At 51.8% G+C, this 23,989-nt stretch carries 24 protein-coding genes and 1 other RNA gene; 23 read left to right on the forward strand and 2 right to left on the reverse strand.

Annotated features, from left to right (window positions below; all coding sequences use genetic code 11):
* The first annotated feature begins 221 nt into the window (after window positions 1-221).
* The 10 genes from glyQ (at window position 222) to rnpB (ending at window position 10,937) form a co-directional block, all read left to right on the forward strand.
* Complete coding sequence (gene glyQ / locus PAECUDRAFT_RS01410) at window positions 222-1,103, forward strand: glycine--tRNA ligase subunit alpha (RefSeq protein WP_083814060.1); 882 nt, start codon at window positions 222-224, stop codon at window positions 1,101-1,103.
* Window positions 1,103-3,184 carry a glycine--tRNA ligase subunit beta gene (gene glyS / locus PAECUDRAFT_RS01415; protein WP_006036304.1) on the forward strand — a complete coding sequence of 694 codons (2,082 nt, stop codon included), beginning with the start codon at window positions 1,103-1,105 and terminating at the stop codon, window positions 3,182-3,184. Before glyQ ends, glyS begins: the two co-directional genes overlap by 1 nt.
* Window positions 3,185-3,223: 39 nt before the next feature.
* On the forward strand, window positions 3,224-4,042 hold the full coding sequence (locus PAECUDRAFT_RS01420) for a pyruvate, water dikinase regulatory protein (protein ID WP_006036305.1): 819 nt from the start codon (window positions 3,224-3,226) through the stop codon (window positions 4,040-4,042).
* Between the two features lie 102 nt (window positions 4,043-4,144).
* Window positions 4,145-4,615: a YaiI/YqxD family protein gene (locus PAECUDRAFT_RS01425; RefSeq protein ID WP_040710782.1), complete on the forward strand. Its 471-nt coding sequence runs from the start codon at window positions 4,145-4,147 to the stop codon at window positions 4,613-4,615.
* Window positions 4,616-4,654: 39 nt separating this feature from the next.
* Window positions 4,655-6,505: a DNA primase gene (dnaG, locus tag PAECUDRAFT_RS01430; protein ID WP_006036307.1), complete on the forward strand. Its 1,851-nt coding sequence runs from the start codon at window positions 4,655-4,657 to the stop codon at window positions 6,503-6,505.
* A gap of 18 nt (window positions 6,506-6,523) precedes the next feature.
* Entirely contained in the window at window positions 6,524-7,657 is a 1,134-nt protein-coding gene (rpoD, locus tag PAECUDRAFT_RS01435) for an RNA polymerase sigma factor RpoD (protein ID WP_006036308.1), read from the forward strand.
* 64 nt (window positions 7,658-7,721) lie between these two features.
* Window positions 7,722-8,552: a hypothetical protein gene (locus PAECUDRAFT_RS01440; protein ID WP_006036309.1), complete on the forward strand. Its 831-nt coding sequence runs from the start codon at window positions 7,722-7,724 to the stop codon at window positions 8,550-8,552.
* Window positions 8,552-9,340: a tRNA (adenine(22)-N(1))-methyltransferase gene (locus PAECUDRAFT_RS01445; protein ID WP_006036310.1), complete on the forward strand. Its 789-nt coding sequence runs from the start codon at window positions 8,552-8,554 to the stop codon at window positions 9,338-9,340. Before PAECUDRAFT_RS01440 ends, PAECUDRAFT_RS01445 begins: the two co-directional genes overlap by 1 nt.
* The gene (locus tag PAECUDRAFT_RS01450; protein ID WP_006036311.1) at window positions 9,316-10,437 is read left to right on the forward strand and encodes a Nif3-like dinuclear metal center hexameric protein; all 1,122 of its coding nucleotides are present in this window, start codon (window positions 9,316-9,318) and stop codon (window positions 10,435-10,437) included. The genes PAECUDRAFT_RS01445 and PAECUDRAFT_RS01450 overlap by 25 nt, the downstream gene beginning before the upstream one ends.
* Before the next feature lie 97 nt (window positions 10,438-10,534).
* Window positions 10,535-10,937: RNase P RNA component class A (rnpB, locus tag PAECUDRAFT_RS24405), an RNA gene on the forward strand.
* 95 nt (window positions 10,938-11,032) lie between these two features.
* Here the strand turns inward: rnpB and PAECUDRAFT_RS01455 are convergent.
* Window positions 11,033-12,937 carry a S8 family peptidase gene (locus tag PAECUDRAFT_RS01455; RefSeq protein ID WP_006036312.1) on the reverse strand — a complete coding sequence of 635 codons (1,905 nt, stop codon included), beginning with the start codon at window positions 12,935-12,937 and terminating at the stop codon, window positions 11,033-11,035.
* A gap of 179 nt (window positions 12,938-13,116) precedes the next feature.
* On the opposite strand from PAECUDRAFT_RS01455, the gene PAECUDRAFT_RS01460 reads away from it, so the two are divergent.
* The 6 genes from PAECUDRAFT_RS01460 (at window position 13,117) to thiI (ending at window position 17,759) form a co-directional block, all read left to right on the forward strand.
* On the forward strand, window positions 13,117-13,617 hold the full coding sequence (locus PAECUDRAFT_RS01460) for a DUF3907 family protein (protein ID WP_040710804.1): 501 nt from the start codon (window positions 13,117-13,119) through the stop codon (window positions 13,615-13,617).
* A gap of 54 nt (window positions 13,618-13,671) precedes the next feature.
* Window positions 13,672-13,875, forward strand: coding sequence for a DUF1540 domain-containing protein (locus PAECUDRAFT_RS01465; protein ID WP_006036314.1), 204 nt, complete (start codon window positions 13,672-13,674; stop codon window positions 13,873-13,875).
* A gap of 6 nt (window positions 13,876-13,881) precedes the next feature.
* Window positions 13,882-14,325, forward strand: coding sequence for a hypothetical protein (locus tag PAECUDRAFT_RS24395; protein WP_006036315.1), 444 nt, complete (start codon window positions 13,882-13,884; stop codon window positions 14,323-14,325).
* Between the two features lie 190 nt (window positions 14,326-14,515).
* Window positions 14,516-15,202 carry a lytic transglycosylase domain-containing protein gene (locus PAECUDRAFT_RS01475; RefSeq protein WP_006036316.1) on the forward strand — a complete coding sequence of 229 codons (687 nt, stop codon included), beginning with the start codon at window positions 14,516-14,518 and terminating at the stop codon, window positions 15,200-15,202.
* A 133-nt stretch (window positions 15,203-15,335) separates the two neighbouring features.
* A complete protein-coding gene (locus tag PAECUDRAFT_RS01480) occupies window positions 15,336-16,490 on the forward strand; it encodes a cysteine desulfurase family protein (protein WP_006036317.1) in 1,155 nt (384 codons plus the stop codon).
* Between the two features lie 9 nt (window positions 16,491-16,499).
* A complete protein-coding gene (thiI, locus tag PAECUDRAFT_RS01485) occupies window positions 16,500-17,759 on the forward strand; it encodes a tRNA uracil 4-sulfurtransferase ThiI (protein ID WP_040711289.1) in 1,260 nt (419 codons plus the stop codon).
* Between the two features lie 25 nt (window positions 17,760-17,784).
* Here thiI and PAECUDRAFT_RS01490 read toward each other — a convergent pair whose 3' ends face one another.
* Window positions 17,785-18,492, reverse strand: a complete 708-nt coding sequence (locus tag PAECUDRAFT_RS01490; RefSeq protein WP_006036319.1) for a TerC family protein — start codon at window positions 18,490-18,492, stop codon at window positions 17,785-17,787.
* A 134-nt stretch (window positions 18,493-18,626) separates the two neighbouring features.
* Between PAECUDRAFT_RS01490 and PAECUDRAFT_RS01495 the strand changes: the two genes are divergently transcribed.
* The 7 genes from PAECUDRAFT_RS01495 (at window position 18,627) to PAECUDRAFT_RS01525 (ending at window position 23,939) form a co-directional block, all read left to right on the forward strand.
* Entirely contained in the window at window positions 18,627-19,304 is a 678-nt protein-coding gene (locus PAECUDRAFT_RS01495) for a TerC family protein (protein WP_040711293.1), read from the forward strand.
* 210 nt (window positions 19,305-19,514) lie between these two features.
* Window positions 19,515-20,000: a hypothetical protein gene (locus PAECUDRAFT_RS01500; RefSeq protein WP_006036321.1), complete on the forward strand. Its 486-nt coding sequence runs from the start codon at window positions 19,515-19,517 to the stop codon at window positions 19,998-20,000.
* Window positions 20,001-20,064: 64 nt separating this feature from the next.
* Window positions 20,065-21,906, forward strand: coding sequence for a translational GTPase TypA (gene typA / locus PAECUDRAFT_RS01505; protein ID WP_040711295.1), 1,842 nt, complete (start codon window positions 20,065-20,067; stop codon window positions 21,904-21,906).
* Window positions 21,907-21,935: 29 nt separating this feature from the next.
* Complete coding sequence (locus PAECUDRAFT_RS01510; protein ID WP_006036323.1) at window positions 21,936-22,241, forward strand: YlaH-like family protein; 306 nt, start codon at window positions 21,936-21,938, stop codon at window positions 22,239-22,241.
* Between the two features lie 32 nt (window positions 22,242-22,273).
* Window positions 22,274-22,549 carry a hypothetical protein gene (locus PAECUDRAFT_RS01515; protein WP_006036324.1) on the forward strand — a complete coding sequence of 92 codons (276 nt, stop codon included), beginning with the start codon at window positions 22,274-22,276 and terminating at the stop codon, window positions 22,547-22,549.
* A gap of 26 nt (window positions 22,550-22,575) precedes the next feature.
* The gene (locus tag PAECUDRAFT_RS01520) at window positions 22,576-23,646 is read left to right on the forward strand and encodes an LCP family protein (RefSeq protein WP_006036325.1); all 1,071 of its coding nucleotides are present in this window, start codon (window positions 22,576-22,578) and stop codon (window positions 23,644-23,646) included.
* A 77-nt stretch (window positions 23,647-23,723) separates the two neighbouring features.
* Window positions 23,724-23,939: a hypothetical protein gene (locus PAECUDRAFT_RS01525; protein ID WP_040710807.1), complete on the forward strand. Its 216-nt coding sequence runs from the start codon at window positions 23,724-23,726 to the stop codon at window positions 23,937-23,939.
* Window positions 23,940-23,989: the final 50 nt, after the last annotated feature.

Genomic DNA, 23,989 nt, shown 5'->3' on the forward strand with positions numbered 1-23,989 from the left:
TGAAAGGCGCTCTGGAGTGCACACGATTCAGCAAAAGAGGGCGTGAACGCACGGCAGCCGACGAGCTGGCGGTGGCGAACGGCCAAGTAGGGTGGAACCGCGGGAGCATGCTCTCGTCCCTACGTCTGATTTATCAGGCGTGGGGGCGGGAGCTTTTTGTGATCTTTACATACCGGCACCTCTTGCTTGCAATTACGGAAGAAGGAGAGAATTTCATGAAAATGAACTTTCAAAACATGATCTTGACGCTGCAGCAATTTTGGGCAGAGCAAAACTGCATTCTCGTACAGCCTTACGATGTTGAAAAAGGCGCGGGGACGCTGAATCCAATGACATTCCTTCGCGTTATCGGTCCAGAGCCGTGGAATGTAGCTTATGTAGAGCCTTCCCGCCGTCCGGCGGATGGCCGTTATGGCGAGAATCCGAACCGACTGTATCAGCATCACCAGTTCCAAGTTATTATGAAGCCTTCGCCAGACAATATCCAGGAGCTATATTTGGAAAGCTTGAAGCGTCTGGGCATCGATCCTGCGCATCATGATATCCGTTTCGTCGAAGACAACTGGGAGCATCCAGGCCTTGGCGCATGGGGCCTTGGCTGGGAAGTATGGCTGGACGGCATGGAGGTCACGCAGTTTACTTACTTCCAACAAGTTGGCGGCATCGATATGAATCCGGTCGCGGTCGAAATTACGTACGGCATGGAGCGCCTTGCTTCATATATTCAAGATAAAGAAAATGTATTCGACCTGGAGTGGGTTGGCGACGTGAAATACGGCGACGTATTCCTGCAGCCGGAGTTTGAGCATTCCAAATATACGTTCGAAACGTCAGACAGCGCGATGCTGTTCAAGCTGTTCGGCATGTACGAGGAAGAGTCGAAGCGCGCACTGGAGGGCAACCTCGTGTTCCCAGCGTATGATTATGCGCTCAAATGCTCGCACGCCTTTAACCTTCTGGATGCACGCGGGGCAATCAGCGTAACGGAACGAACGGGATACATTATCCGTGTCCGGAACCTTGCCCGCGCTTGTGCGGCGACGTACTTGGAAGAACGCGAACGGCTTGGATTCCCGCTGTTGAAGAAAGGGGATGAGCGCTAATGGCTAAGGATCTATTGTTCGAGATTGGCCTTGAAGAGGTGCCGGCGCGGTTTGTGCGCGCTGCCGTTAATCAATTGCGTGACAAGCTGGCCAAATGGCTGGATGAATCCCGTATTTCGCATGGCGAAGTTGAAGCGTACGCTACGCCTCGCCGATTGGCTGTCCTCGTGCGCGAGGTTGCCGAGAAGCAGTCCGATGTAAACGAGGAAGTAAAAGGCCCTTCGCGCAAAATCGCGCAGGATGCCGAAGGACAATGGAGCAAAGCTGCATTGGGCTTCGCCAAGAGCCAAGGCGTTGAGCCGGAGCAGCTCTTCTTTAAAGAGCTTGCTGGCGTTGAATATGTATATGGCAACAAAAGCAGCGTAGGCGTTGAGACCGCATCCGTGCTGACTGAAGGGCTGACGGCTATCGTAACGTCGATGACCTTCCCGAAAAGCATGCGTTGGGGCAGCTATGACTTGAAGTTCGTTCGTCCGATCAAATGGCTCGTTGCGATGTTCGGATCCCAGATTGTACCGCTAGAGCTTGCAGGCGTACAAAGCGGCAATGTGACGCGCGGACATCGCTTCCTAGGCGCCGAGACAACGATTGAAACGCCAAGCAGCTATGTAGAAGCGCTTCGTGCACAGCATGTTATTGCTGATATTGCAGAGCGCGAAGCAGAGATCGTTCGCCAGATCGAAGCACTGGCCCAAGAACAAGGCTGGGAGATCGCTGTTAAGGAAGATCTGCTCGAAGAGGTATTGTTCCTCGTAGAGACGCCTAGCGTTTTGTTCGGCACATTCGATCCTTCGTTCCTTCAAATTCCGCAGGAAGTGCTCATTACGTCGATGCGCGAGCATCAGCGGTACTTCCCGGTGCTGGATAAAGCAGGCAAACTGCTTCCATTCTTCGTAACGGTGCGCAACGGCGACCGTACTTCGCTGGATGTTGTAGCAAAAGGCAATGAGAAGGTGCTTCGCGCCCGTCTATCCGACGCTAAGTTCTTCTACGCTGAAGACCAGAAGCTCGCGATCTCTGATGCATTGCAGAAGCTGGAAACGATCGTGTACCACGAGGAACTCGGAACAGTGGCGGATAAGGTCCGCCGTATTCGCGCTATCGCTGACCAGATGGCTGCGCATGTGCAGGCAGACGCGTCGGCCGTAGCTGATATCAGCCGCGCTGCTGACATTAGCAAGTTCGATTTGGTAACCCAAATGGTCTATGAATTCCCTGAGCTTCAAGGCATTATGGGGGAAGATTATGCGAGAAAAGCTGGGGAACGCGAAGCGGTAGCCGTTGCGATCAACGAGCATTACCAGCCGAGGTTTGCCGGAGATCGCGCTCCTGCTTCACTGGCTGGCGCTGTGATCAGCCTTTCGGACAAAATCGATACGATTGTCGGCTGCTTCTCGATCGGCATTATCCCTACCGGCTCGCAGGATCCATACGCGCTTCGTCGTCAGGCGGCAGGCATCGTTCAAACGATTCTTGCGCAAGGGCTTCCGCTCGCGCTTGGTGATTTGTTCGATATCGCGCTCGCTGTGCACGAACAGCGCGGCTTGAAACGTCCGGCAGCGGAAGTGCGTAAGGAGCTGTATGAGTTCTTCGGTCTCCGCGTTAAAAACGTATTAACGGAGCAAGGGGTTCGTTATGATGTCGTTGACGCGGTCATGGCGGCAGGCTTTGATGATCTGAAGCTGACGGTCGAGCGGGCATCAGTATTGATCGGACGCGCTGCAGGCGAAGAGAAGAATGAGTTTAAGACGGTTGTTGAGGCCTTTAACCGCGTCAACAATCTTGCTGCTAAAGCCGAATCGGAGGTTGTGGATCCGGCGTTGTTCGCAGAACCGGCGGAGCAAGCTTTGTACGAAGCATGGAAAACGGCTCATCCCGCGTATGCGGAGCGTTTCCGGAACGGAGACATTGCAGGGGCGCTCGAACTGCTGGCCGCATTGAAGGAGCCGATCACGGCTTATTTCGATTCCGTCATGGTCATGGCTCAGCAAGAAGATGTGCGCCGCAATCGATTGGCGACCCTTGCAGGGCTTTCCAGCGATATCGTGAAGCTTGCGGATTTTGCTAAGCTGGTCTGGTAGTCTAGCGTTGCTTTAAACAGAGTGCAGGAGGGATGGAACATGGCAAGTGACGAACGCAGCTTAGTCGTATACGTCGTGTCTGATTCGGCAGGTGAAACAGGTGAATTCGTCGTTCGTGCGGCAGCCGCTCAGTTCCATCCGATCCATGCCGACATTAGGAGAGCGCCATTCATACAGGATGTTTCCGCTTTGGAACGGGTGGTGCTCCGCGCCAAGCAGACGGGCGGCATCATTTTATTTACTTTGGTTATTCCAGCGCTGCGAGATGAGCTGAAGAAGCTTAGTCAAACCTATGAAGTGGAGTGTATCGATCTGCTCGGATCGCTAGTGTCCAGCTTCGAGCGTCAGACGGGCCAATCCTCTCGTCAGGAGCCTGGACTTAATCACGTGCTGGATGCGGATTATTTTCGTAAAGTTGATGCGGTGGAGTTTGCCGTTAAGTACGACGATGCCCGCGATACGACAGGCGTTCTCAAAGCGGACATTGTGCTTGTCGGCGTTTCCCGAACATCGAAGACGCCATTATCCATGTACCTTGCGCATAAGAAATATAAAGTAGCCAATGTGCCATTGGTCCCCGAAATCAAGCCGCCTTCCGAGCTGTTCCATGTTAGGAAAGAAAAAATAGTCGGTCTGACCATCGGCGTGCCCTACTTGAATATCATTCGGAAGGAAAGGCTAAAGGCACTGGGCTTGCCGGACAGTGCAGCCTACGCATCGACAATGCGCATCGAACAAGAGCTGGCTTATGCAGAGCAAATTATGAAGCAGCTTGGGTGTGCGGTTATTGATGTTTCGTTCCGAGCAGTCGAGGAGACAGCAAGCCTCATCATGGAGCAAATTCGTCTGCAATCGTAACGAAGGCAGGAATTTGCATTTGCTTGCCGTATATACTTATCGAATATCATTTTCTGGAAAAAGGGAAATGGTGATGGTAGCGATGGGGGCACGATTTTGAATATGCCGGTAACAGGATTTACAATTTTGGTTGATGGCGATGCATGTCCTGTGAAACGAGAAATTACGACAACCGCAGCACAGTTCCATGTGCCTGTGTTAATGGTATCCTCTTATGACCATCGACTTGAGGCGGCTGAAGGGGTGCAAGTGCTGCAAGTGGATCGGGGCGCCGATTCGGTGGACCTGCATATCGTTAACCGAACCAAATCCGGTGATATTGTTGTGACACAGGATTTGGGCCTTGGGTCGCTTGCGTTGGCCAAAGGCGCAATCGTACTTTCCCCGCGAGGCGAGCAGATCGTCGAGGACGAGATTGGCCATTTGTTGGAGCGGCGCCATGAATCGGCCAGAAGGCGCAGAGCAGGCGGGAAAACGAAGGGGCCGAGAGCGCTTACGGAAGACGATCGTCGTCGATTTCAGCAAAAACTGACAAAACTTTTAATGGAACGGCAGGAGTTTAGTCAATTTTAGCGAATAGTTATTAGGTGTATTAAGATAAGGGTGAGTAATGTGGCATACGGAAGAATTCCGGACTCCGCCATCGATGCGGTACGCAATGCGCATGACATCGTGGAAACGGTAGGTAAATACGTTCATCTCACCAAAAACGGCAAATATATGAAAGGGCTTTGCCCGTTTCATTCTGAACGAACGCCGTCTTTTACCGTAACGCCTGAGCTGCAAATTTTTCATTGTTATGGCTGCGGCAAAAGCGGCAATGTCATCCGGTTTATCGCAGAAATCGAAGGGTATTCCTTCCCCGAAGCGGTACGCCTACTGGCAGAAGAAGCTGGTATTCCAGTCACTTGGTCAGATCCTGCCGATGCAGGTCCGCCAGCAGATCCGAATCGCGACAAGCAGATTGAGGCCCATGAGCTCGCGGCCAAGCTGTATCATTATTTGCTAATGAATACGGAGCAAGGCCGGTCAGCTTTAAGCTATTTGCGTGATCGCGGCATGTCGGATCGACTGATCGACCAGTTTTCGATTGGATATGCGCCAGAATCCTGGGATACATTAGCCCGTTTTCTCGAATCCAGGCAATTTGCTTTGCCGTTGATGGAGAAGGGCGGGTTGCTGTCTGCCAAGCAGGACGGAAGCGGATATGTCGACAGGTTTAGAGGGAGAGTCATGTTTCCGATTTGGAATCGTGACGGCAAAGTTATTGCGTTTGCTGGACGTGCTTTAGGCGATGGACAGCCTAAATATTTGAATTCGCCTGAATCACCGCTGTTTACGAAGAGCCGAACGTTGTACAACTTCAATAATGCGCGACCGGATATACGAAAGCGGCGCAAGGTTGTGTTGTTCGAAGGTTATATGGATGTCATTAAGTCATGGAGTGCAGGTGTCCATAACGGCATCGCTACGATGGGGACGGCGTTAACGGATGAGCATGCGGTCATCCTTAGTCGATCGGCTGAGGAGGTCATTATCTGTTACGACGGAGACAACGCTGGCCGAGCAGCTGCGATGAAAGCTATTCCAATGTTTGAGAAAGCGGGCATGACGGTAAGCGTAGCAATGCTTCCAGGCGGGATGGATCCGGATGAGACGATCGACGCATACGGTCCTGATGCCTTTTTGCGCGATGTCATGGATCACCCTGTGTCCGCCGTGAAATTTAAGCTTATATATTCGCGAAAAAACCATATGCTAGAAGAAGATGAGGGTTTGCGCAAATATTTGCTGGAAGCGGCGCGAATCATAGCGGAAGTGCCTTCTGCCATGGAGCGTGAAGTGTACATGAAAGAGCTTCATCGCGAATTCGAGGTTTCGCTCGATTCGTTGAAGCAAGATGTGCATGCTGTACGCGAAACGATGCAAAATTTGCAAGCCCCAAGGGATAATAACGGGTTTTCGTGGAATAATGGTAGGAATGAAAAGCGTTCCTCGTCCTCTGGGCCTCCTACGCTGCTTCCTGCATATCAGCAGGCAGAGCGGAAGTTGCTGTCCGTCATGATGCGGGATGTGGAAACAGCCCGAGTTGTACATGATCGATTGGGTGATGCTTTTAATGTGGAGGATCACGCAGCGCTTGCTGCTTATTTATATGCATTTTATGCGCAGGGTCATGATCCTGATGTCCAACGGTTCATCTCCACGCTCCAAGACGATCGGTTGGAAAGTACAGCCGCTTCGATTCTGTTAATGGACGGCGATTTCCCATTTAATGAGCAATTGCTGGATGATTTTATTCGGGAAATACGGAAGCTGCCGCGCATGCGCGAGCTTGAACAGAAGAAGGAGCAGTTGGTGCGAGCGGAGCGATCCGGAGACATTGCGCAAGCTGTGCAAATTGCAAGTGAGATTATAGCCCTAGAGAGACAGCTGAAAGGACGGCAGGACGATCGTTTCTAGGGAGGAGGGAGTCGGAATATGGCGAATGATCAACATACTGAACTAGATACGGAGCAAAAGCTGGAGCTCATAAAAGATCAACTGATCGAACATGGCAAGAAAAGATCCTCCTTAACCTACAAAGAAATTATGGAGAAACTGGCTCCATTCGATCAAGATCCGGAACAGATTGATGAATTTTTCGAACAGCTCGATGATCTTGGAATTGAAGTGGTCAACGAGAATGACGAGTCACCAATAAGCCGTGATGATCATGATCGAGATCGGGACCAGGAGAACGACGAGTTTAACTTCGATGACGACTTGGCATTGCCGCCGGGCATTAAAATTAATGATCCCGTTCGCATGTACTTGAAAGAAATCGGACGGGTACCCCTGTTGTCGGCTGATGATGAGGTGGAGCTTGCGAAGCGGATCGAGAAGGGTGACGAGGAAGCGAAGCGCCGTCTTGCTGAAGCGAACTTGCGTCTCGTCGTTAGTATTGCGAAGCGTTATGTCGGACGTGGCATGCTGTTCTTGGATCTAATCCAGGAAGGCAACATGGGTCTGATCAAAGCGGTTGAAAAGTTCGACCATACGAAAGGTTACAAATTCAGTACGTATGCAACGTGGTGGATTCGTCAGGCGATTACGCGGGCGATTGCAGACCAAGCACGTACGATTCGGATTCCGGTTCATATGGTGGAAACGATTAACAAGCTGATACGCGTTTCTCGTCAGCTGTTGCAGGAGCTTGGGCGTGAACCAGCGCCAGAGGAAATTGCGGCAGAGATGGAGCTTAGCACCGATAAAGTCCGTGAAATTATGAAAATCGCTCAAGAGCCTGTTTCCCTTGAAACACCAATTGGTGAAGAGGATGATTCGCATTTGGGGGATTTCATCGAGGACCAAGAGGCGCTTGCGCCTGCGGATGCGGCTGCTTACGAGTTATTGAAGGAACAGCTTGAGGATGTGCTGGACACGCTCACGGAACGGGAAGAAAACGTGCTTCGTCTCCGGTTCGGCCTTGACGATGGACGGACTCGCACGCTTGAGGAAGTCGGCAAAGTGTTCGGCGTTACGCGCGAACGGATTCGCCAAATCGAGGCTAAGGCGTTGCGCAAGCTGAGACATCCAAGCCGCAGCAAGCGTTTAAAAGATTTCTTAGAATAGATATAAGGGACCTTCTGCTTGTAGCAGCAAGGTCTTTTTTTCCAAATCTGAAGGGGAGCGGATTATGGACCAGCAACGAAGAAAAATCATCGTACATGAAATTGAGCATTGGCAGAAGAGTAAACTTCTTCCGGACCGTTATTGCGATTTTCTGCTGAATTTATATTTAGAAGAGCCTGAGCAGAAGCAGCCAGATCGATTATCCGGTCGTGCAGCGACTGCTGCGATGCGAGCTTCTGGCAAGAAATGGCTCCTTGCAATTGTCATTTTTTCCTTGATTTGCTTCGTTGTACTTCATTTTAACGCTTTTCATCCGCTATTGCAAATAGGCATAAGCGTCGTTTCATTCGCATTATTACTCGTTTACGGGCAGCGAATTCGCAAGCGAAATGAAGCCGCAGGGCTCGCATTTATCGGGTTTGATATGCTTGCTTTGTTAGGTGTTGGCACCTATATACTGAGGCTGAATGAATGGGACAACTGGGGAGCTAAAGCAGGATTGCTGGTTGGCTTTGCGGTTCTATGGATCGTTTACGGCATTTGGTCGCGCATATCGCTGCTTCATCTTGCAGGCTGGGCGGCTATCGTTTTGCTGTATGCGTGGGCGCTTTCACGTCGGGACATGGAGCCGTCTTGGTATGAAGTCCAATTGTACTGGGTGCCGATGACATTCGTGTTTGCTTGGCTGAGTTGGTTTGTCCAGCGGTGGTCGAAGCAGGTTGCGATGGTGCTGTTTGTAATCGGCGGCTTGATTTGGTTTATGCCGGAATTGTATGGGACTTTGTTTGTAGATATAGATGTGTCATGGTCACAGCTGCTTCTGTTCGCAAAAATCGCGATCGGAGGGAGCCTGCTGTTTGCTTTAAGAAAACAATGGATTGCGTGGGTAGCCTGATGAGTGTGAATGTTAAATTATCAGAGCGTCTTGAGATGATCGCTTCGCTCGTGACGACTGGAGCGCGAGTGGCAGATATTGGATCAGATCATGCGCTGCTTCCTGTTTTTTTGGTGTTATCGGAGAAATGCCCTTCTGCTATTGCAGGCGAATTGAATCTGGGACCGTTCGAGGCTGCCTCTAAACAGGTGAAGGAAGCTCAATTATCGGATCGTATCGACGTACGAAGAGGGAACGGCATGGCCGTGCTGTCTCCCGGAGATGCGGACACCGTAACGATAGCGGGAATGGGCGGCCAGCTGATTGCCACCATTTTGGAGGAAGGACGCGCACAAGGGAAGCTGGAAGGTGTTAAGGAGCTTGTGCTTCAGCCCAATGTCGGCGAAGATACGGTGCGTTATTGGCTTTCGGACAATCATTGGCTGTTGGTTGAAGAGCGTATATTGGAGGAAGACGGGAAAATATACGAGGTGCTTCGTGCTGTGCGAGCAGAAGCGGGACGAGCTGAGGAGCAAATCGCTGCGATCTATGACCCGGCTTTGCTGCCAATAGAGGTTGAGGCGGATGTAGCAGTAGGCCTGCTATACCGATTCGGGCCATGGCTGATTCAACAGCCTTCTGAGGTGCTCGTTCGGAAATGGGAGAGTGAATGGCGGAAGCTTGATCGGATCTGTGCTCAAATGGAACAATCCGACAATTCGGATGCAAGGATCAAAGCAATGGAATTCCGCAAGGATATGAAACGGATGGAGGAGGTGCTCGCGTGTTTGCGAACGGACAAACGATAGCTCAGCTTATGGAACAGCTTGCTCCTAAGCATTATGCGGTTGAAGGGGACCGGATCGGGCTGCAGCTCGGGACGCTGAATAAGCCGATCCCTAAAGTGCTGGTTGCGCTGGATGTAACGGATGAAGTTGTAGAGGAAGCAATCCGGGAAGGCGCTAACTTGATCGTTGCCCATCACGCGATTATTTTCCGGCCGCTTGCTAAGATCGATACTTCCACGCCAGCTGGCAAGCTGTATGAGAAGCTGATCAAGCATGACATTGCTGTGTACATTGCGCATACGAATCTCGACGTTACCGATGGCGGCATTAACGATTGGATGGCGGATCTGCTAGGCATTGCACAAGAAGGACGCGCAAGCCTCGAGGATGTCCATATGGACAAGCTGTTCAAGCTCGTTGTGTTCGTGCCGGAATCGCATAGCGAGAAGGTCCAGCAAGCGCTATGGAACGCTGGCGCAGGCACGATTGGCCATTACGATCATTGCAGCTTCGTTATTGAAGGAACAGGCACGTTCCGACCGGGTGAAGGTACGAATCCATTCATCGGCGAGCAGGGCAAGCTGGAGCGTGTAAAGGAAGTAAGAATTGAGATGATCGTTCCGCATAGCATTCATCGCGGTGCTATTCAAGCAATGCTTAAGGCGCATCCTTATGAAGAGGTTGCCTATGATTTATATCCAATCGACCTTAAAGGCCGTTCTGTTGGGCTGGGCCGTGTAGGCAAGCTAGAGCAGCCGGTTACGTTAGGCGAGTTAGCTGAGCGTGTCAAGGCTGCATTCGAGGTGCCGTTCGTTCGGGTAGTAGGCGAGCTGAAGGCTCCGGTACGTAAGCTCGCTGTACTGGGCGGCTCGGGTGCAAAATATGTCCGGCATTCGTCCTTTGCTGGCGCAGACGTGCTGGTAACAGGCGATATTGATTATCATACCGCCCATGATGCGCTTGCAGCGGGCATGATGATTATCGACCCTGGGCATAACGTCGAGAAAATCATGAAGACGCGCGTGGCGGAGTGGCTGACAGCAAAGCTGGCAGAACGCAAATCGACGACGGCGGTCGTGTATTCGGTGTTGTCGACGGAGCCTTTCCAATTGATCTGATGTAAATTAGTGGAAAAGTATGCGGATGTTGAAACGAATGCCATTACATAAGTGGTTGAGCTTTCGCACAAATCCGAGTATACTTACTAAGCACCGGAAAGTTTGACAGACAATCGCTGGCGGCTATGCCGCGAGAGGAAAGTCCGGGCTCCGCAAGGCAGGATGCTGGATAACGTCCAGTCAGCGCGAGCTGAAGGATAGTGCCACAGAAATGGACCGCCGATGGCCGGCTTTCGAGCCGGATCAGGTAAGGGTGGAACCGTGGTGTAAGAGACCACGAGGAACATGGGTGACTATGTTCCTGGTAAACCCCATCTGGAGCAAGACCGAGAGAATGCAGCGCCTTGCGCGCAGCCCTTGCCTGGGGCGCATTCGGGTTGGTTGCTTGAGCCGTACAGCAATGGACGGCCTAGATAGATGATTGTCGCTTTGTAGGTGGGAGGGTCGTTCCCGTTCGCACCACCGACAGCACAGAACCCGGCTTATGGCAAACTTTCCGCACGATCTTATGAACAAACAATAAGAGCTGGTCTACCGTCAGTTACGCTGACGGCATGACCAGCTCTTTTTTGTTGCGGAACCTTCTTATCGAACGCTAGTGGAGCTTTGCTAACCGCCGAGCTACGTTTTGCGGATAACGCTGCAGCGATACCGACGACTGCTTGGCTGCGTCAAGCGCTTTAACGATATCGATCTGCCCATAGCCAAAATATTTGTCTTTCCCTTTGGCTCCGAGATCCTTTGCGGTTTGACGCATAATATCCATCACTTCTTTATTTTTCAGCTCCGGATTAACGGAACGAATGAGCGCTGCAAGCGCCGCGACATGCGGGCTAGCCATCGAGGTGCCGGACAATGCTGCATACTGGTTGCCTGGATAGGTGCTGGCAATGCCATCGCCCGGCGCCGCAACATCGATATAGTCGCCGTAGTTGGAGAACGAGGCGCGTTTGCCGTGCTGATCCGTTGCGCCTACAGCAAGCACTTCCGGATAAGCAGCCGGATAGCCTGGACGCTCCGAATTGTCATTCCCGCTCGCGGCAACGATGACGACATCGTGATCGAAGGCGTATTTTACCGCATCGTGCAGGAAGTCAGCTTGGGCATAGTTGCCTAGGCTCATATTAATGACTTTAGCGCCATGATCAGTCGCCCAGATGACACCCTGAGCTACCGAATAGGTCGAGCCTGCGCCGCTGCTGTCGAGTACCTTAACCGGCATTATTTTGTTATACCATGTAAGGCCAGCTACGCCTTCTCCATTGTTAACCGAAGCTGCTATGATGCCGGAGACGTGCGTGCCATGACCAACGTCGTCGTCCGGTATGCTGCCATCATTCACGATGTTGATTCCCTTGATTAAACGACCTTGCAAATCCGGATGGTTTGCCTGCACGCCCGTGTCCAGCACGGCTACGACGACTGCATTGCTTCCTTTGCCAACGCTCCAGCCCTGTTCTGCATCGATTGAAGGCAAATTCCACTGATACTCTTCATATAATGCATCGTTCGGAATGACGGCATGATGCCCATCAGACTTCGCGGAAGGCTGCCCCGCCGCGGAATGGTTGTGCGAAGGCGAGACGCTATCCTTCTTAGTATTGGTCATATACAAATAGTGGGGCTCCACATACACGGGGTTCCAACGTTCCCGGAAATAAGCCATCATCGTTTTTGCTTCCATTTTGCTCGAACGGAATACATAGGTGTAGCCCAGCTTCTGAATCGTGTCCGCTTGAATGTCGCGCCGGATCGACGCTAATTGATGCGGGGTTGGATCTTGCCGGAATCGGACGACGACATCATTCACATGATAGTGGCTCGCGCCGCCGTTATCCTCGCCTGTACGTACCGTTGTTTCTTTAGTTGAATTTGCTTTGACCGATTCAATTTTGTAATGGCCCTCAGCAGGGTAGGGAACCAGCCGCAGGTTGCGCCGCTGATGGCGCTCGACTTGACCGACGACATCCTGCTTAACAAGGCCGATTACGCCGCTATTCGCATGGCGAGGCTCGGGAACCCCAAGGATGAAATAGCGATGTCCGCCATATAGAAAGGGTTTGGATATAAAGCGCTCGCCTTTGCCAGCCGCCTCTTTGGCTTGCTTAAGCAGCTTGTCCGCCTTTTCATGCAGGTCCGGGGGGACGCTGCCTCGTGCGACCGAGCGTTTGGCATTAAACCAACTGACATAGAGCATATGGGGATGCATGCCCATCATATGGCTGATTTTCTCGTTTTTTGTAGCCCCTTCGGACTGGCCCGAAGCAAGCTTGGTGAAATCTTTCGTGCATTCCGTCGTACACAGCATGGAGGTAGCATCCATGTCGCGCTGGAGCGTATGGAGCTTAAGCGTCTGTTCGGTTTTTACAGCTGCTGCCCGTTGCTTGGACGGGGTTTCGGTATGCCCGGATTTGTCCGGTGCGAACCAGGGCGTAAACGGAATAACCAGTATTGCGGCAACGGCAATTGCCAGCCATCCGATCCATTGTTTTCCTCGCATTCAAAGTCCTCCATCCCTCTTGGGCGGTACACGCCCTCATACGGTTAGATTAAGGCACAGAGCCATAAATTATACGAGATGAAATGAAGTCGGAGCAGTACCACTACAGGTTTGTTTATGGTACGATAAGAAAGATTAAGATTTTTTTGTTTTGTATCAAGAAAGGGGATCAACTTACTATGCCATCAACTAACATTAAATCGTTAAGCGAATCCACCCACTCTAAACTTAAAGAAGCAATCGTTCAATTGGAATCGTTTTTGAATGAACATGCAGTGCCGCAATTGCTTAACGGCGAACAGAACGAAGAAGCGGCGCTCTTCTATAGAGGCCTGCTTGCAGACCTTCGCCATTTGCTCGTATTCTCGGAGACGGTATACGAGAAAATCGGCATCGTGCTTCGCCGTCCGAATTTCGATACGGAAGCAGCGGAGCGCAGCCTGTATGACGCTTACCATCAAGCAGTGGCAGCATTCTTCTATCCGAAGAATGAGTGCTATTCGGAAGATGGTCGTTATGCATACACAGGCCAAGACGCGATCCGTTTCCGCTTCAAGCCGATTCGCCCAGCGCGCGAAATCGTATTGGCTGTTTCCAAGGTTTACGAGGAATTGCGTGATGACCTTTCTTACTATGAGAATGACTACATGACCCAGCGCCGGATGCAAGGGCAAAAATAACCTCGAATGTACTCACCTCCGTCATGGACAACCTAATGGCGGAGGTGATTGTTTATGCCGAATGGCGTAAAATGCAGCGTTGCTAACTGTGCCTTCTGGGCGAAGGGCAACAATTGTAATGCGGAAAGTATCTCGATCGATCTGGACAAGCATGCCTCATCCTTTTATGCCGAATTTGCTGACGAATCATTCCATGACCATCAAGACGAAGCGAGCAAATCGTCCGTCACCTGCTGCCAGACATTTCGTAAGGGGTGATCGGATATGGGGAACGATTGGGAAAACTGGTCGTCTCAACCTGATGAATCGTCACACGATCATGAGCAGCACCGTGTAACGCCGTTACCAAGACGAACGGCATGGCGTCGCAAACGTCGCGACGACGCGGAGATGTCCGCGGAAGCTGGTACGCTGCCAACAACCTCGGGTTATGTACCGAGCATGAAGCGGCATGAGTCGTATCATTATCGGGATTCCGAGAACAGCTCGCTGTCCTTCTCGTCGACGGTAGGCTGGATTGGCCTCGTATTCGCCATTGCTTCATGGTTTCTGTGGCCGGTCTTTCTGGGGCCGACTGCAGCGGCGCTCGGGGTATATGCCTATTACACCGGCAGCCGTGCGCTCGGCGTTTGGGCTATGACGTTAGGCTTAATTGCAGCCGCCGCCTATTTGGTGCTTATCCCGTTGTATTACGCTGCCATTCGATGAATACAAACAAACCAAAACCGCCGGTCCGCTTATGGGCACGGCGGTTTTGGTTTGTTTCGAACACGTTTGGGGCTGGCGAATTAGGCGTAAACCATGTAAAATAATATCGAATCCTGTATTATATAAAGCGCATTGCATGCCGTTATACATAGTAGTTATCGTTATTAAACCGATCTTCGGGAGTGTGAATATGAGCATAGATCCTCGCTTACTCAAAACCATGCTGCAATTGCAATGGATGAATAGCTTAGACAATAACGCTTCCACCTCGCCGCTCAGTTCAACTGACTCGACTGGCAGCCCATCTTTGTTTGATTCGATCTTAGCGCAATTCATGTCGACAGGCGGCCAAGCGACTGATATTAGCAGCTTGAGCGATTCGTTAAACGGATTACCGTCAATCGGTGATGCGATTGCCCCTCCATTAAGCGGAATTGGTTATGATGCTGCCAGCACACCATACAGCAATACCGCGCCAGCTGAATTAAACAGTATCATTCAAGCGGCAGCTACCAAGTACGGGGTAGACCCTAATCTGGTTCGAGCGGTCATTAACACGGAATCATCGTTCCGTACGGATGCGGTATCCTCTGTCGGAGCGAAGGGGCTTATGCAGCTGATGGACAGCACGGCGAAGAGCATGGGCGTAACGAATCCGTTCGATCCGATTCAAAATGTCGACGGCGGTACGCGTTACCTGTCTTATCTCATCAACAAATATAATGGCAATGAACAAGTTGCGTTGGCTGCATACAACGCTGGCCCTGGACGCATCGATCGTCTAGGAATCTCGACAGACGCTGAGCTGATAGCGAATTTGTCGAAGTTGCCTGTCGAGACGCAGCGATATGTTTCAAAAGTGCTTGCGGCACGTTAGCAAAGCAAGTAAACCAAACATGGCACGCATCGTGACATGTTCCATTCGTTGTCGAGAAGGCTCCGTAAGGAGCTTTTCTTGTTTGTAACGGTAAAATTGGTATACGCTATAGATAAGAAGGGGGCGCAGCTGGATGCGTTATTTTGATCATTGTGCCTCGACTCCTCCTCATGAAGATGTTATTGTTACGCTCGCAGAAGTGATGAGAATTCATTATGCGAACCCGTCATCCATTCATCAAGCGGGGGCGGATGCGGGGCAGCTTATCGAACGTGCACGCGCATTGATTGCCAAGCAGTTCGGCACGAAACCGGAGGAGTGGCTATTCACGTCCGGTGGGACGGAAAGCAACAATCTGGCGATTAAAGGGGCAGCTCGAAAATACGCCAACCGCGGCAAGCATCTGATTACGAGCGCTGTTGAGCATGCGTCGGTCTATGAGACGTTTCAGCAGCTGGAGAAGGAAGGCTTCCGCGTTACTTATTTGCCAGTGGATGCGCAAGGCGTCGTTTCTATAGAGGCCGTTGCAGCAGCTTTAACGGATGAGACGACTCTCGTCAGCATTATGCATGTGAATAACGAAGTGGGAGCGATCCAACCGATAGCTGCGATCGGCGAGCTGCTGGCCAGCCGTCCGAAGACGCTGTTTCACGTTGATGCTGTCCAGAGCATCGGCAAGCTGCCAATCGCGATTAAGGGCTGGGGCATTGACCTTCTTACGGGATCCGCCCATAAGGTGCGCGGTCCCAAAGGCGTCGGCGTTCTATATGTACGTGCAGGTGTCAGTCTTGAGCCGTTACTGACGGGTGGAGAACAGGAGCATGGTTGGCGGGCAGGCACGTCTAATACGCCTTCGATCATTGCTTCCGCAAAGGCGTTTCGTATGGCGATGGAGGAAACCGAAGCCGTATACGGGCAGCATATCGTCTTGCGTGAACGATTAACGCATCGTATCGCGCAAATGCCGGAATTAGTGCTGAATAGCTCTTCAGAGCGCTCGCAGGGCGCGCCGCACATCGTCCACTTCAGCTATCCTGGCATGAAGCCGGAAGTGATTGTGCACGCGTTGGAGAAGGAAGGCTTTATCGTCTCAACGAAGTCGGCATGCTCCTCGAAGGATGACAAGCCGAGCCGCGTGCTGATGGCGATGTCGAACGATCGAAGCCGAGCAACGAGCGGCATCCGAGTGAGCTTTGGCCATGAGCATACCATCGAAGATATAGACGCGTTGGCTGATGCCATTCGCAAGACCGTAAGCGGACTTAAGCTGCTGGAGAGGAGAATATAAGTGTCGAATATGATTTATGATATGGTGCTGCTGCGGCTTGGCGGCGAGATTACGGTAAAAGGGAAAAATCGGGCGAGATTCGAGAAGGTGCTCGCCGATCACGTGCGCAAAGCGCTCCGCGCTTTTGACAAAATCGTAGTGAATCAAACCTACGGACGCTTATATGTGGAGCTGAATGCTCATCCCTATGAAGAGGTTGCGAAGGCGCTGCGTGACGTATTCGGTCTCGTATCATTCAGCCCTGTTAAAAGGGCAGATGCCAATTTAGAAGCGATTCAAGCGACAGCGCTGGACGTATTCCGTGCGCATGGCAAACAGCCTGATACGTTCAAGGTTACGGTGAAACGGGGATGGAAGCAATTCCCTCACGATTCCATGGAAATGAATCATTTGGTGGCGTCGCATGTGCTGCGCGAGACGCCGGAGCTGAAGGTGAACATTCGGAATCCTGAAGTGGAGCTGCGCGTGGATATTCAGAAGGATGCCGCCTATGTGTACTGCGATACAGAAGCGGGAGCAGGCGGGTTTCCTTATGGGGCGAATGGCAAAGGCTTGCTCTTGCTCTCAGGCGGCATTGACAGCCCTGTAGCGGGATGGCTCGGCATGCGCAAGGGACTCGAGCTGGAGGCGGTCCATTTTTACTCCTACCCGTTTACAAGCGAACAGGCAAAGGAAAAGGTTGTGACGCTTGCGAAACGGCTGCTGCATTTCACAGGGGGGAAGTTCAAGCTTCACCTTGTGCCTTTTACTGAAATCCAGACACGCTTCGCTCAATCGAACCAAGAGCGGCTCATTATTACGTTAATGCGCAGGGCGATGCTGCGGATTACGGAAATTATCGCGGCACGCGAAAGCGCGCATGCGATTGTTACCGGAGACAGCCTGGGACAAGTAGCAAGCCAGACGTTAGGCAGCATGAATGTGATCGGACGGGCAACCGAGCTGCCGATTTTAAGGCCGCTAGTCATGATGGACAAAATCGAGATCATTCGCATTGCCGAACGGATCGGCACGTATGAAACGAGTATTTTGCCATTCGAGGATTGCTGCACGCTGTTCGTACCGAAGTCGCCAAGCACGAATCCAAATCTCTCGATCGTCGAGAGCGTTGAAGCAGGTATTGAGGACCTCGATGCGATGATTCAACAGGCGGTGAAGGACACGGTCACTGTGGTGATGAAGCAAGAAACAACGAAGGCGTTGCCAGACGGCAGAGGAATCGAGCAAAAAGAAGCGGGCTCCCAAACGGACGAGGACCGCTGGTTCTAAATAAATGACTACAAAGCAGGGACTCCTAAGCGGAGTCCCTGCTGCTGATTGCAGCTTGTTTATTGCGCTTGAGCAGGTTTGTCAGCAGCCCGGCCAGCACAACCACGACGATCATCACGGCGATGAATGACAGCGAGAAGAAGGTGCTGCGCTCGAAATATGGTTTGATTTCGGGCTCGTGCGTAATCATTTTGGCAGCGGTATAAGCAAGAACGCCTGAACCGATATAAACGATCCATGGAAACTTGTTAATGAGTTTGATGAAGAGCGTGCTGCCCCATACGACAATCGGTATGCTGATGAGCAGACCGAGGATAACAAGCAGGTCATTGCCATGGGCCGCGCCAGCTACGGCAATAACATTATCCAGCCCCATTGCCGCATCTGCGATGACGATGGTGCGAATCGCCTGCCACAAGGTGCCGCCGGGCTTAATGCTATCGTGGCCATCCTCCTGCACGAGCAGCTTATATGCGATGAACAGCAGCAGGAAACCTCCGACTAAGAGCAGCCACGGAATTTCAAGCAAATGAACGACGAGCAGCGTGGCCACTGCCCGAATGACGACCGCTCCGACAGTTCCCCATAAGACGGCTTGCCTTTGCTGCGATTTGGGCAGGTTGCGCGCCGACATGCCGATGACGATGGCGTTGTCCCCCGCGAGAACAAGGTCGATAAAGACAATCTGCATGAGTGCGACGGCGAAAGCCCAAGACAAGAACTCCAACTCCATGTTACGTTCCTCCTAATTGTCAGGCAGAATATGTTCTCCTTTACGAGCCTGTCGAGCAAGCGTTCCAAAATATATTCCTCTCATATTGGCGGCAATTTGGACATACAGCTTTTGAAGAGGGGAGCGTGTACAAGTTGGATAGCTTAATCGTGTTTATGCAAATCGTGTTGATCAATATGCTGCTAAGCGGAGATAATGCCGTCGTCATCGGAATGGCGAGCAATCAACTCCCTCCGGCACAGCGCAAACGAGCGGTCTGGTGGGGAAGCGCGGCGGCTGTGCTGCTGCGCTGCGTACTGACGATAGCGGCGGTTACGCTGCTGCAAATTCCGTATTTGCAGGCAGCAGGAGCAGTGCTGCTTGGCATCATTGCAGTCAAGCTGTTTAAGGATGCCTTTAACGGTACGGAGGACGAAGGCCACTCGTTGGGAAGCCGGAAGACGACATTGTTCGCTGCCATCCGGACGATCATTGCGGCAGATTTTGTGATGAGCTTGGATAATGTTCTCGCTATTGCTGCAGTGGCTGACGGCGAGCCTGTACTTATTATATTAGGCATTATTGTGAGCATTCCGATCATTATTTGGGGCAGCCATTTCATAGGAGCGCTGCTGCGTAAATATCCTCCGCTCGTCTATTTAGGAGCTGCATTGCTTGGCTATGCGGCGGGCGAGATGCTAGTCAACGACCCTGGGCTTGACCGTTTGCTGTTCCATGGGTCACAGGCGGTGCACGATGCAATTCCATTGTTTTGCGTGCCGTTTGTCGTCATTATTGGCCTTCTAATCCGTCCCAAAATGGCGCTGCGGTAATGAATCTGCCGAGCGAACGTCGTTCAATCCGCGAACAGCGGACAGGATGGCGTTCTTCTTTTTGTATTAAGACATTGTTTACACTGGTTTTTTATGCTCAGTTCCATTACACTAGAGGTTGCGAGAAGTTACGGGATCGTGTCGTCTTCCGTCGAATGGGGAAGGCATCGACGATACCGATTGTAACCGGAACGATCGGGGGGAGGCTTTTTGTCTAGACAACATTATGCGGGAATTGCTCTGCTCGGAGCAGGGCTTGTTATTCTGCTTGGCAAAATGGGCTTTTTCAGCTTTATTGGCAGCGTGTTATGGCCAGTCGCGCTGCTCGTTGGCGGCATATTGCTACATGTGCTGTACTTCGGAAGGCTTTTGCCTACGGCAACTTTAGTGCCAGCGGGCATACTTTCTGTATACGGGTTGCTCTTTTTGTTCTGCACGCTGTTCGGATGGTCGTTTATTCATCAGCTATGGCCGTTACTGGTGTTCGGTCCTGCAGCCGGGCTGTATGAATACTATGCGTTTGATCCGTTCAAGCCTCGTATGGCGCTTCAGTTGGCGATAGGCTTAGGCGTTGTGACAGCCGTGTCATTCGGATTTATTTTGATCACGAGCTGGAGCATCTACCTGATCGCGTTATTGCTGATCGGCGCTGGCGCTTGGCTAACGTTTGGGCGCGGGCGCAGATCGCAGTGGTAATTGCGCGCCCATCGATTGTTTACCGGTATATCCTATAGAAGAGAAATTGGAGTGGATGATGACAATGAAGGAAAGACAAAGTATTCGCAATATCGCAATTATCGCGCACGTTGACCACGGCAAAACGACGCTGGTTGACAAACTGCTGCAGCAATCCGGCACGTTCCGCGAGCATGAAGCCGTTCAAGAACGCGCAATGGACTCGAACGATATCGAGCGCGAACGCGGCATTACGATTTTGGCGAAAAACACGGCCATTAACTACAAAGACTACCTCATTAACATTGTGGACACGCCTGGACATGCTGACTTCGGCGGCGAGGTAGAACGGATTATGAAAATGGTTGACGGCGTATTGCTCGTCGTTGACGCATTCGAAGGCTGTATGCCGCAAACGAAATTCGTATTGCGCAAAGCGCTGGAGTCGAATTTGACGCCAATCGTCGTCGTGAACAAAATCGACCGTCCGAACGCTCGTCCGACGGAAGTTATCGACGAAGTGCTTGACCTGTTTATCGAGCTTGGCGCGAACGACGAGCAGCTCGAATTCCCAGTCGTTTACGCATCCGCGCTCATGGGCACTTCGAGCCTTGACCCGGACAAGCAAGACGAAAATATGCAAGCTCTGTATGACACGGTTGTTGAGCATATCCCTGCGCCAACGGAGAGCGTAGAGGAACCGCTGCAATTCCTCGTAACCCTGCTCGATTTCAATGAGTACTTGGGCCGTATCGCAATCGGCCGCGTTAACCGCGGTATCGTAAAACAAGGTCAAGCGATCGCGGTCATGACGCGTGAGGGCGCTGTGAAACAAGCGCGTATCGAGAAGCTGTTCGGCTTCCAAGGCCTCAAGCGCGTTGAGGTTGAAGAAGCGGGCGCAGGCGACATCGTTGCAATTGCCGGCATCAAAGACATCAACATCGGCGAAACGCTTGCTGATCCAGCAAATCCGGAAGCATTGCCAGTCCTCACAATCGACGAGCCTACGCTCCAAATGACGTTCCTCGTTAACAACAGTCCTTTCGCAGGCCGTGAAGGCAAATGGGTAACATCCCGCAAGCTTCGCGACCGCCTGTTCAAAGAACTGGAGACGGACGTGGCGCTTCGCGTAGAAGAAACGGATAGCCCGGATGCTTTCATCGTTTCGGGACGCGGCGAGCTTCACTTGGGCATTCTTATCGAGAACATGCGTCGTGAAGGCTACGAGCTGCAAGTATCGAAGCCTGAAGTTATCATCAAAGACATCGACGGCGTAAGATCCGAGCCATACGAGCGCCTGATCATCGACGTGCCAGAAGAGCATATGGGCGCTGTAATGGAAAGCCTCGGCTCGCGTAAGGCTGACATGGTGAACATGGTCAACAATGGTACGGGACAAGTGCGCTTGGAATTCATCATTCCAGCACGCGGCTTGATTGGCTACCGTACGAACTTCCTGACGCTTACGCGCGGCTATGGCATCATGAACCATGCGTTCGACAGCTATGGTCCAGTGGCAGGCGCGCAGGTTGGCGGACGTCACCAAGGCGTGCTCGTATCGAGCGAAAACGGCACGTCGACGTTCTACGGCATGATGGGTGTTGAGGATCGCGGTATCCTGTTCATGGAACCGGGCATGGAAGTATACGAGGGCATGATCGTCGGCGAGCATAACCGCGACAATGATATCATCGTCAACATTTGCAAAGAAAAAGCGTTGACTAACGTACGTTCGGCTGGCAAAGATGATACGGTTAAGCTCAAAACACCGATCCTGTTCTCGCTAGAGGCAGCGCTCGAGTACCTGAATGACGACGAGTATTGCGAAATTACGCCGAAGACGATTCGCCTTCGGAAAAAAATATTGAACAAGAGCGAGCGCGAGCGTGCGGAGAAACAACGCAAAACGGCGCAAGCCGGCGTTTAAGACGCTCGGGCTGAGGGAGGTCTTGCGCGATGCAGGATTGGTTCGGCAACCATCCGGTCATTACGTACGTCTTAATATTGGCGTGTATTCTTTACATCTTTAATGCGGTGTTCCGCGTGCAGCGGCTGCCGATTTTGAAGGAAGTTCTCGTGCACATCATTATGATGATCGGCGCGTTCGTGCTGTTTATTCTGCAAGTCGATAAGCTGCCGATCATCCAATGTATGTCCGTCGCTATTATCATGATGCTGATGCTTCGTGGGCGGCAATTGTACGATAAGCTGCGCAGCAAGAACGGCAAGACGGAGACCAATACGGAAACCGGACAGTCCTAAGGGCGTAGCGTTCGGGACAAGGAGCGGATCAGATGAAGCTCGAGGATGCTCTCTTCAACTGGTTACAGATTGATCGTGTAGCAGAGGCGCGCCCGGACGACCGGGCTGCCCTCGATACGCGGGACTTTTTCCTGCAAGTGCTGCAAGAGGATCACGGTGTCGTCCGCGTCAGCGTCTCAGCAGAGGATGCGACAATGATACATGTTCGAGTCGAGAAGGAGAGCGGAATGAAGCTCTTCTTTTTCGATAGGGAAGCAGCTGAAGGGCTGCTGCATGACATTGTCGCCAACCCTCGATATCAAGGTTGAACGACATGGATTGAAGGTGACAGACAATGGATTCGAATACTCCGCTGCCGCCTCGGTCATCCAGCAAGCGTGGAGCCGGGAGCGTACAGCAGAACAAACCGGTTAAACCGGGCAAGCCCGTGAAGAAACGGCGGCGTGTCCGATGGGGAAGAATCATTCTTCTTCTAGTTGTAGCCGTCGTATTATTTGTGGGCTGGTTCGTCGTTGATTTGTACTTCAAGGCAGATAAGGCGATTGGCGAGATTGCTCTTCCCGGCCAGGAAGTGACGGTTCCGCCAGACCAATCCGTAAAAGTGAAGCCAACGGCTGTCCTGCTTCTTGGACTTGATTCGCGGGAAGCGACAGGTACGATGAATACCGATGTTATCATGATTGCGGCGATGAATCCGCATACGAAGAAATCATCGATCGTCACCGTGCCTCGCGACACCAAAATTGAGCTCAACGGATATTCAGCCCATAAAGCGAACAGCTATTATGCTGCTTTCTATCGGCAAGCGTTGAAGGAAACGAAGGATAAGGACAAGGCTAGGCTTGATGCGCTTGATGAGATGAAGACGATGTTCGGCAGATATTTTGGAATTGAAATCAGTTATGCCGGCATCATAAACTTCCAAGGGTTCTCTGATGTGGTCGACGCGCTGGGCGGCGTTGAGGTTGACGTCGATATGGATATGCATTATGTCGATAATGCGGACGGTACGAATATCAATCTAACCAAAGGCCGTCATACGCTGGATGGGGACGATGCTCTCGATTTTGTACGTTATCGCAAATCGAACGACGGCAAAAACATGTCGAGCGATTTTGACCGCAATAAGCGACAGGGTGAAGTCATCGGGGAGATCGTCGATCGGCTGAAATCGCTCGGAGGAGCGACGAAGATCGGGTCGGTGATCGAAGCGGTAAGCGGCAATATGAGGACGGATATTCCGGAATCGGAACTGCGGCAATTTATGTTTACCTACTTCGGCATGGGCCGCGGCGATGTTGCCTTCAAGCCGCTTGAAGGTAAATGGGTTAGCCCTTATGTTCGGGTCAACGAACAAAGCTTGGCAGACACGCGTCAGGCGCTTCGTACACAATTGTCCGATTAGCTGTAGTAGGAACGAAGTGGACTATGGTATACTGGACATACGCACAGGTCGTAACAGAAGATAAGGAGGTCATGCGGATGACCGAACCGATCGCGGTAATGTCCGAGTCGTTGTTCGCGCACATGCAGCAAGAGGCTTTCATTTTCCTTCATACGATTGATGATGCGGTGTCTGCCGAAGCGATGGCGACAGCCGTGTATGGCAATGCTGTGCTTGAAAGCAATCTGATCGAACATAAATCTGCGGCAGATAACGGAGATGGACGAGTTTCTGCTGCAATGAAAAAAGCCTAGCGGTGATCGCTAGGCTTTTTGTGTACTTTTCATGAATGTAAGACCCCTGC

The sequence above is a fragment of the Paenibacillus curdlanolyticus YK9 genome (assembly GCF_000179615.1).
Lineage (GTDB): Bacteria > Bacillota > Bacilli > Paenibacillales > Paenibacillaceae > Paenibacillus_T > Paenibacillus_T curdlanolyticus.

Coding starts and splice junctions, on each gene's coding strand:
- PAECUDRAFT_RS01460 (WP_040710804.1), top strand. CDS start 13,117: ATGCCATCAACTAACATTAAATCGTTAAGCGAATCCACCCACTCTAAA.
- PAECUDRAFT_RS01440 (WP_006036309.1), top strand. CDS start 7,722: ATGGACCAGCAACGAAGAAAAATCATCGTACATGAAATTGAGCATTGG.
- thiI (WP_040711289.1), top strand. CDS start 16,500: ATGATTTATGATATGGTGCTGCTGCGGCTTGGCGGCGAGATTACGGTA.
- PAECUDRAFT_RS01445 (WP_006036310.1), top strand. CDS start 8,552: ATGAGTGTGAATGTTAAATTATCAGAGCGTCTTGAGATGATCGCTTCG.
- PAECUDRAFT_RS01420 (WP_006036305.1), top strand. CDS start 3,224: ATGGCAAGTGACGAACGCAGCTTAGTCGTATACGTCGTGTCTGATTCG.
- typA (WP_040711295.1), top strand. CDS start 20,065: ATGAAGGAAAGACAAAGTATTCGCAATATCGCAATTATCGCGCACGTT.
- glyS (WP_006036304.1), top strand. CDS start 1,103: ATGGCTAAGGATCTATTGTTCGAGATTGGCCTTGAAGAGGTGCCGGCG.
- PAECUDRAFT_RS24395 (WP_006036315.1), top strand. CDS start 13,882: ATGGGGAACGATTGGGAAAACTGGTCGTCTCAACCTGATGAATCGTCA.
- PAECUDRAFT_RS01425 (WP_040710782.1), top strand. CDS start 4,145: ATGCCGGTAACAGGATTTACAATTTTGGTTGATGGCGATGCATGTCCT.
- PAECUDRAFT_RS01520 (WP_006036325.1), top strand. CDS start 22,576: ATGGATTCGAATACTCCGCTGCCGCCTCGGTCATCCAGCAAGCGTGGA.
- glyQ (WP_083814060.1), top strand. CDS start 222: ATGAACTTTCAAAACATGATCTTGACGCTGCAGCAATTTTGGGCAGAG.
- PAECUDRAFT_RS01480 (WP_006036317.1), top strand. CDS start 15,336: ATGCGTTATTTTGATCATTGTGCCTCGACTCCTCCTCATGAAGATGTT.
- PAECUDRAFT_RS01525 (WP_040710807.1), top strand. CDS start 23,724: ATGACCGAACCGATCGCGGTAATGTCCGAGTCGTTGTTCGCGCACATG.
- PAECUDRAFT_RS01515 (WP_006036324.1), top strand. CDS start 22,274: ATGAAGCTCGAGGATGCTCTCTTCAACTGGTTACAGATTGATCGTGTA.
- PAECUDRAFT_RS01475 (WP_006036316.1), top strand. CDS start 14,516: ATGAGCATAGATCCTCGCTTACTCAAAACCATGCTGCAATTGCAATGG.
- PAECUDRAFT_RS01455 (WP_006036312.1), bottom strand. CDS start 12,937: ATGCGAGGAAAACAATGGATCGGATGGCTGGCAATTGCCGTTGCCGCA.
- PAECUDRAFT_RS01490 (WP_006036319.1), bottom strand. CDS start 18,492: ATGGAGTTGGAGTTCTTGTCTTGGGCTTTCGCCGTCGCACTCATGCAG.
- rpoD (WP_006036308.1), top strand. CDS start 6,524: ATGGCGAATGATCAACATACTGAACTAGATACGGAGCAAAAGCTGGAG.
- PAECUDRAFT_RS01465 (WP_006036314.1), top strand. CDS start 13,672: ATGCCGAATGGCGTAAAATGCAGCGTTGCTAACTGTGCCTTCTGGGCG.
- PAECUDRAFT_RS01510 (WP_006036323.1), top strand. CDS start 21,936: ATGCAGGATTGGTTCGGCAACCATCCGGTCATTACGTACGTCTTAATA.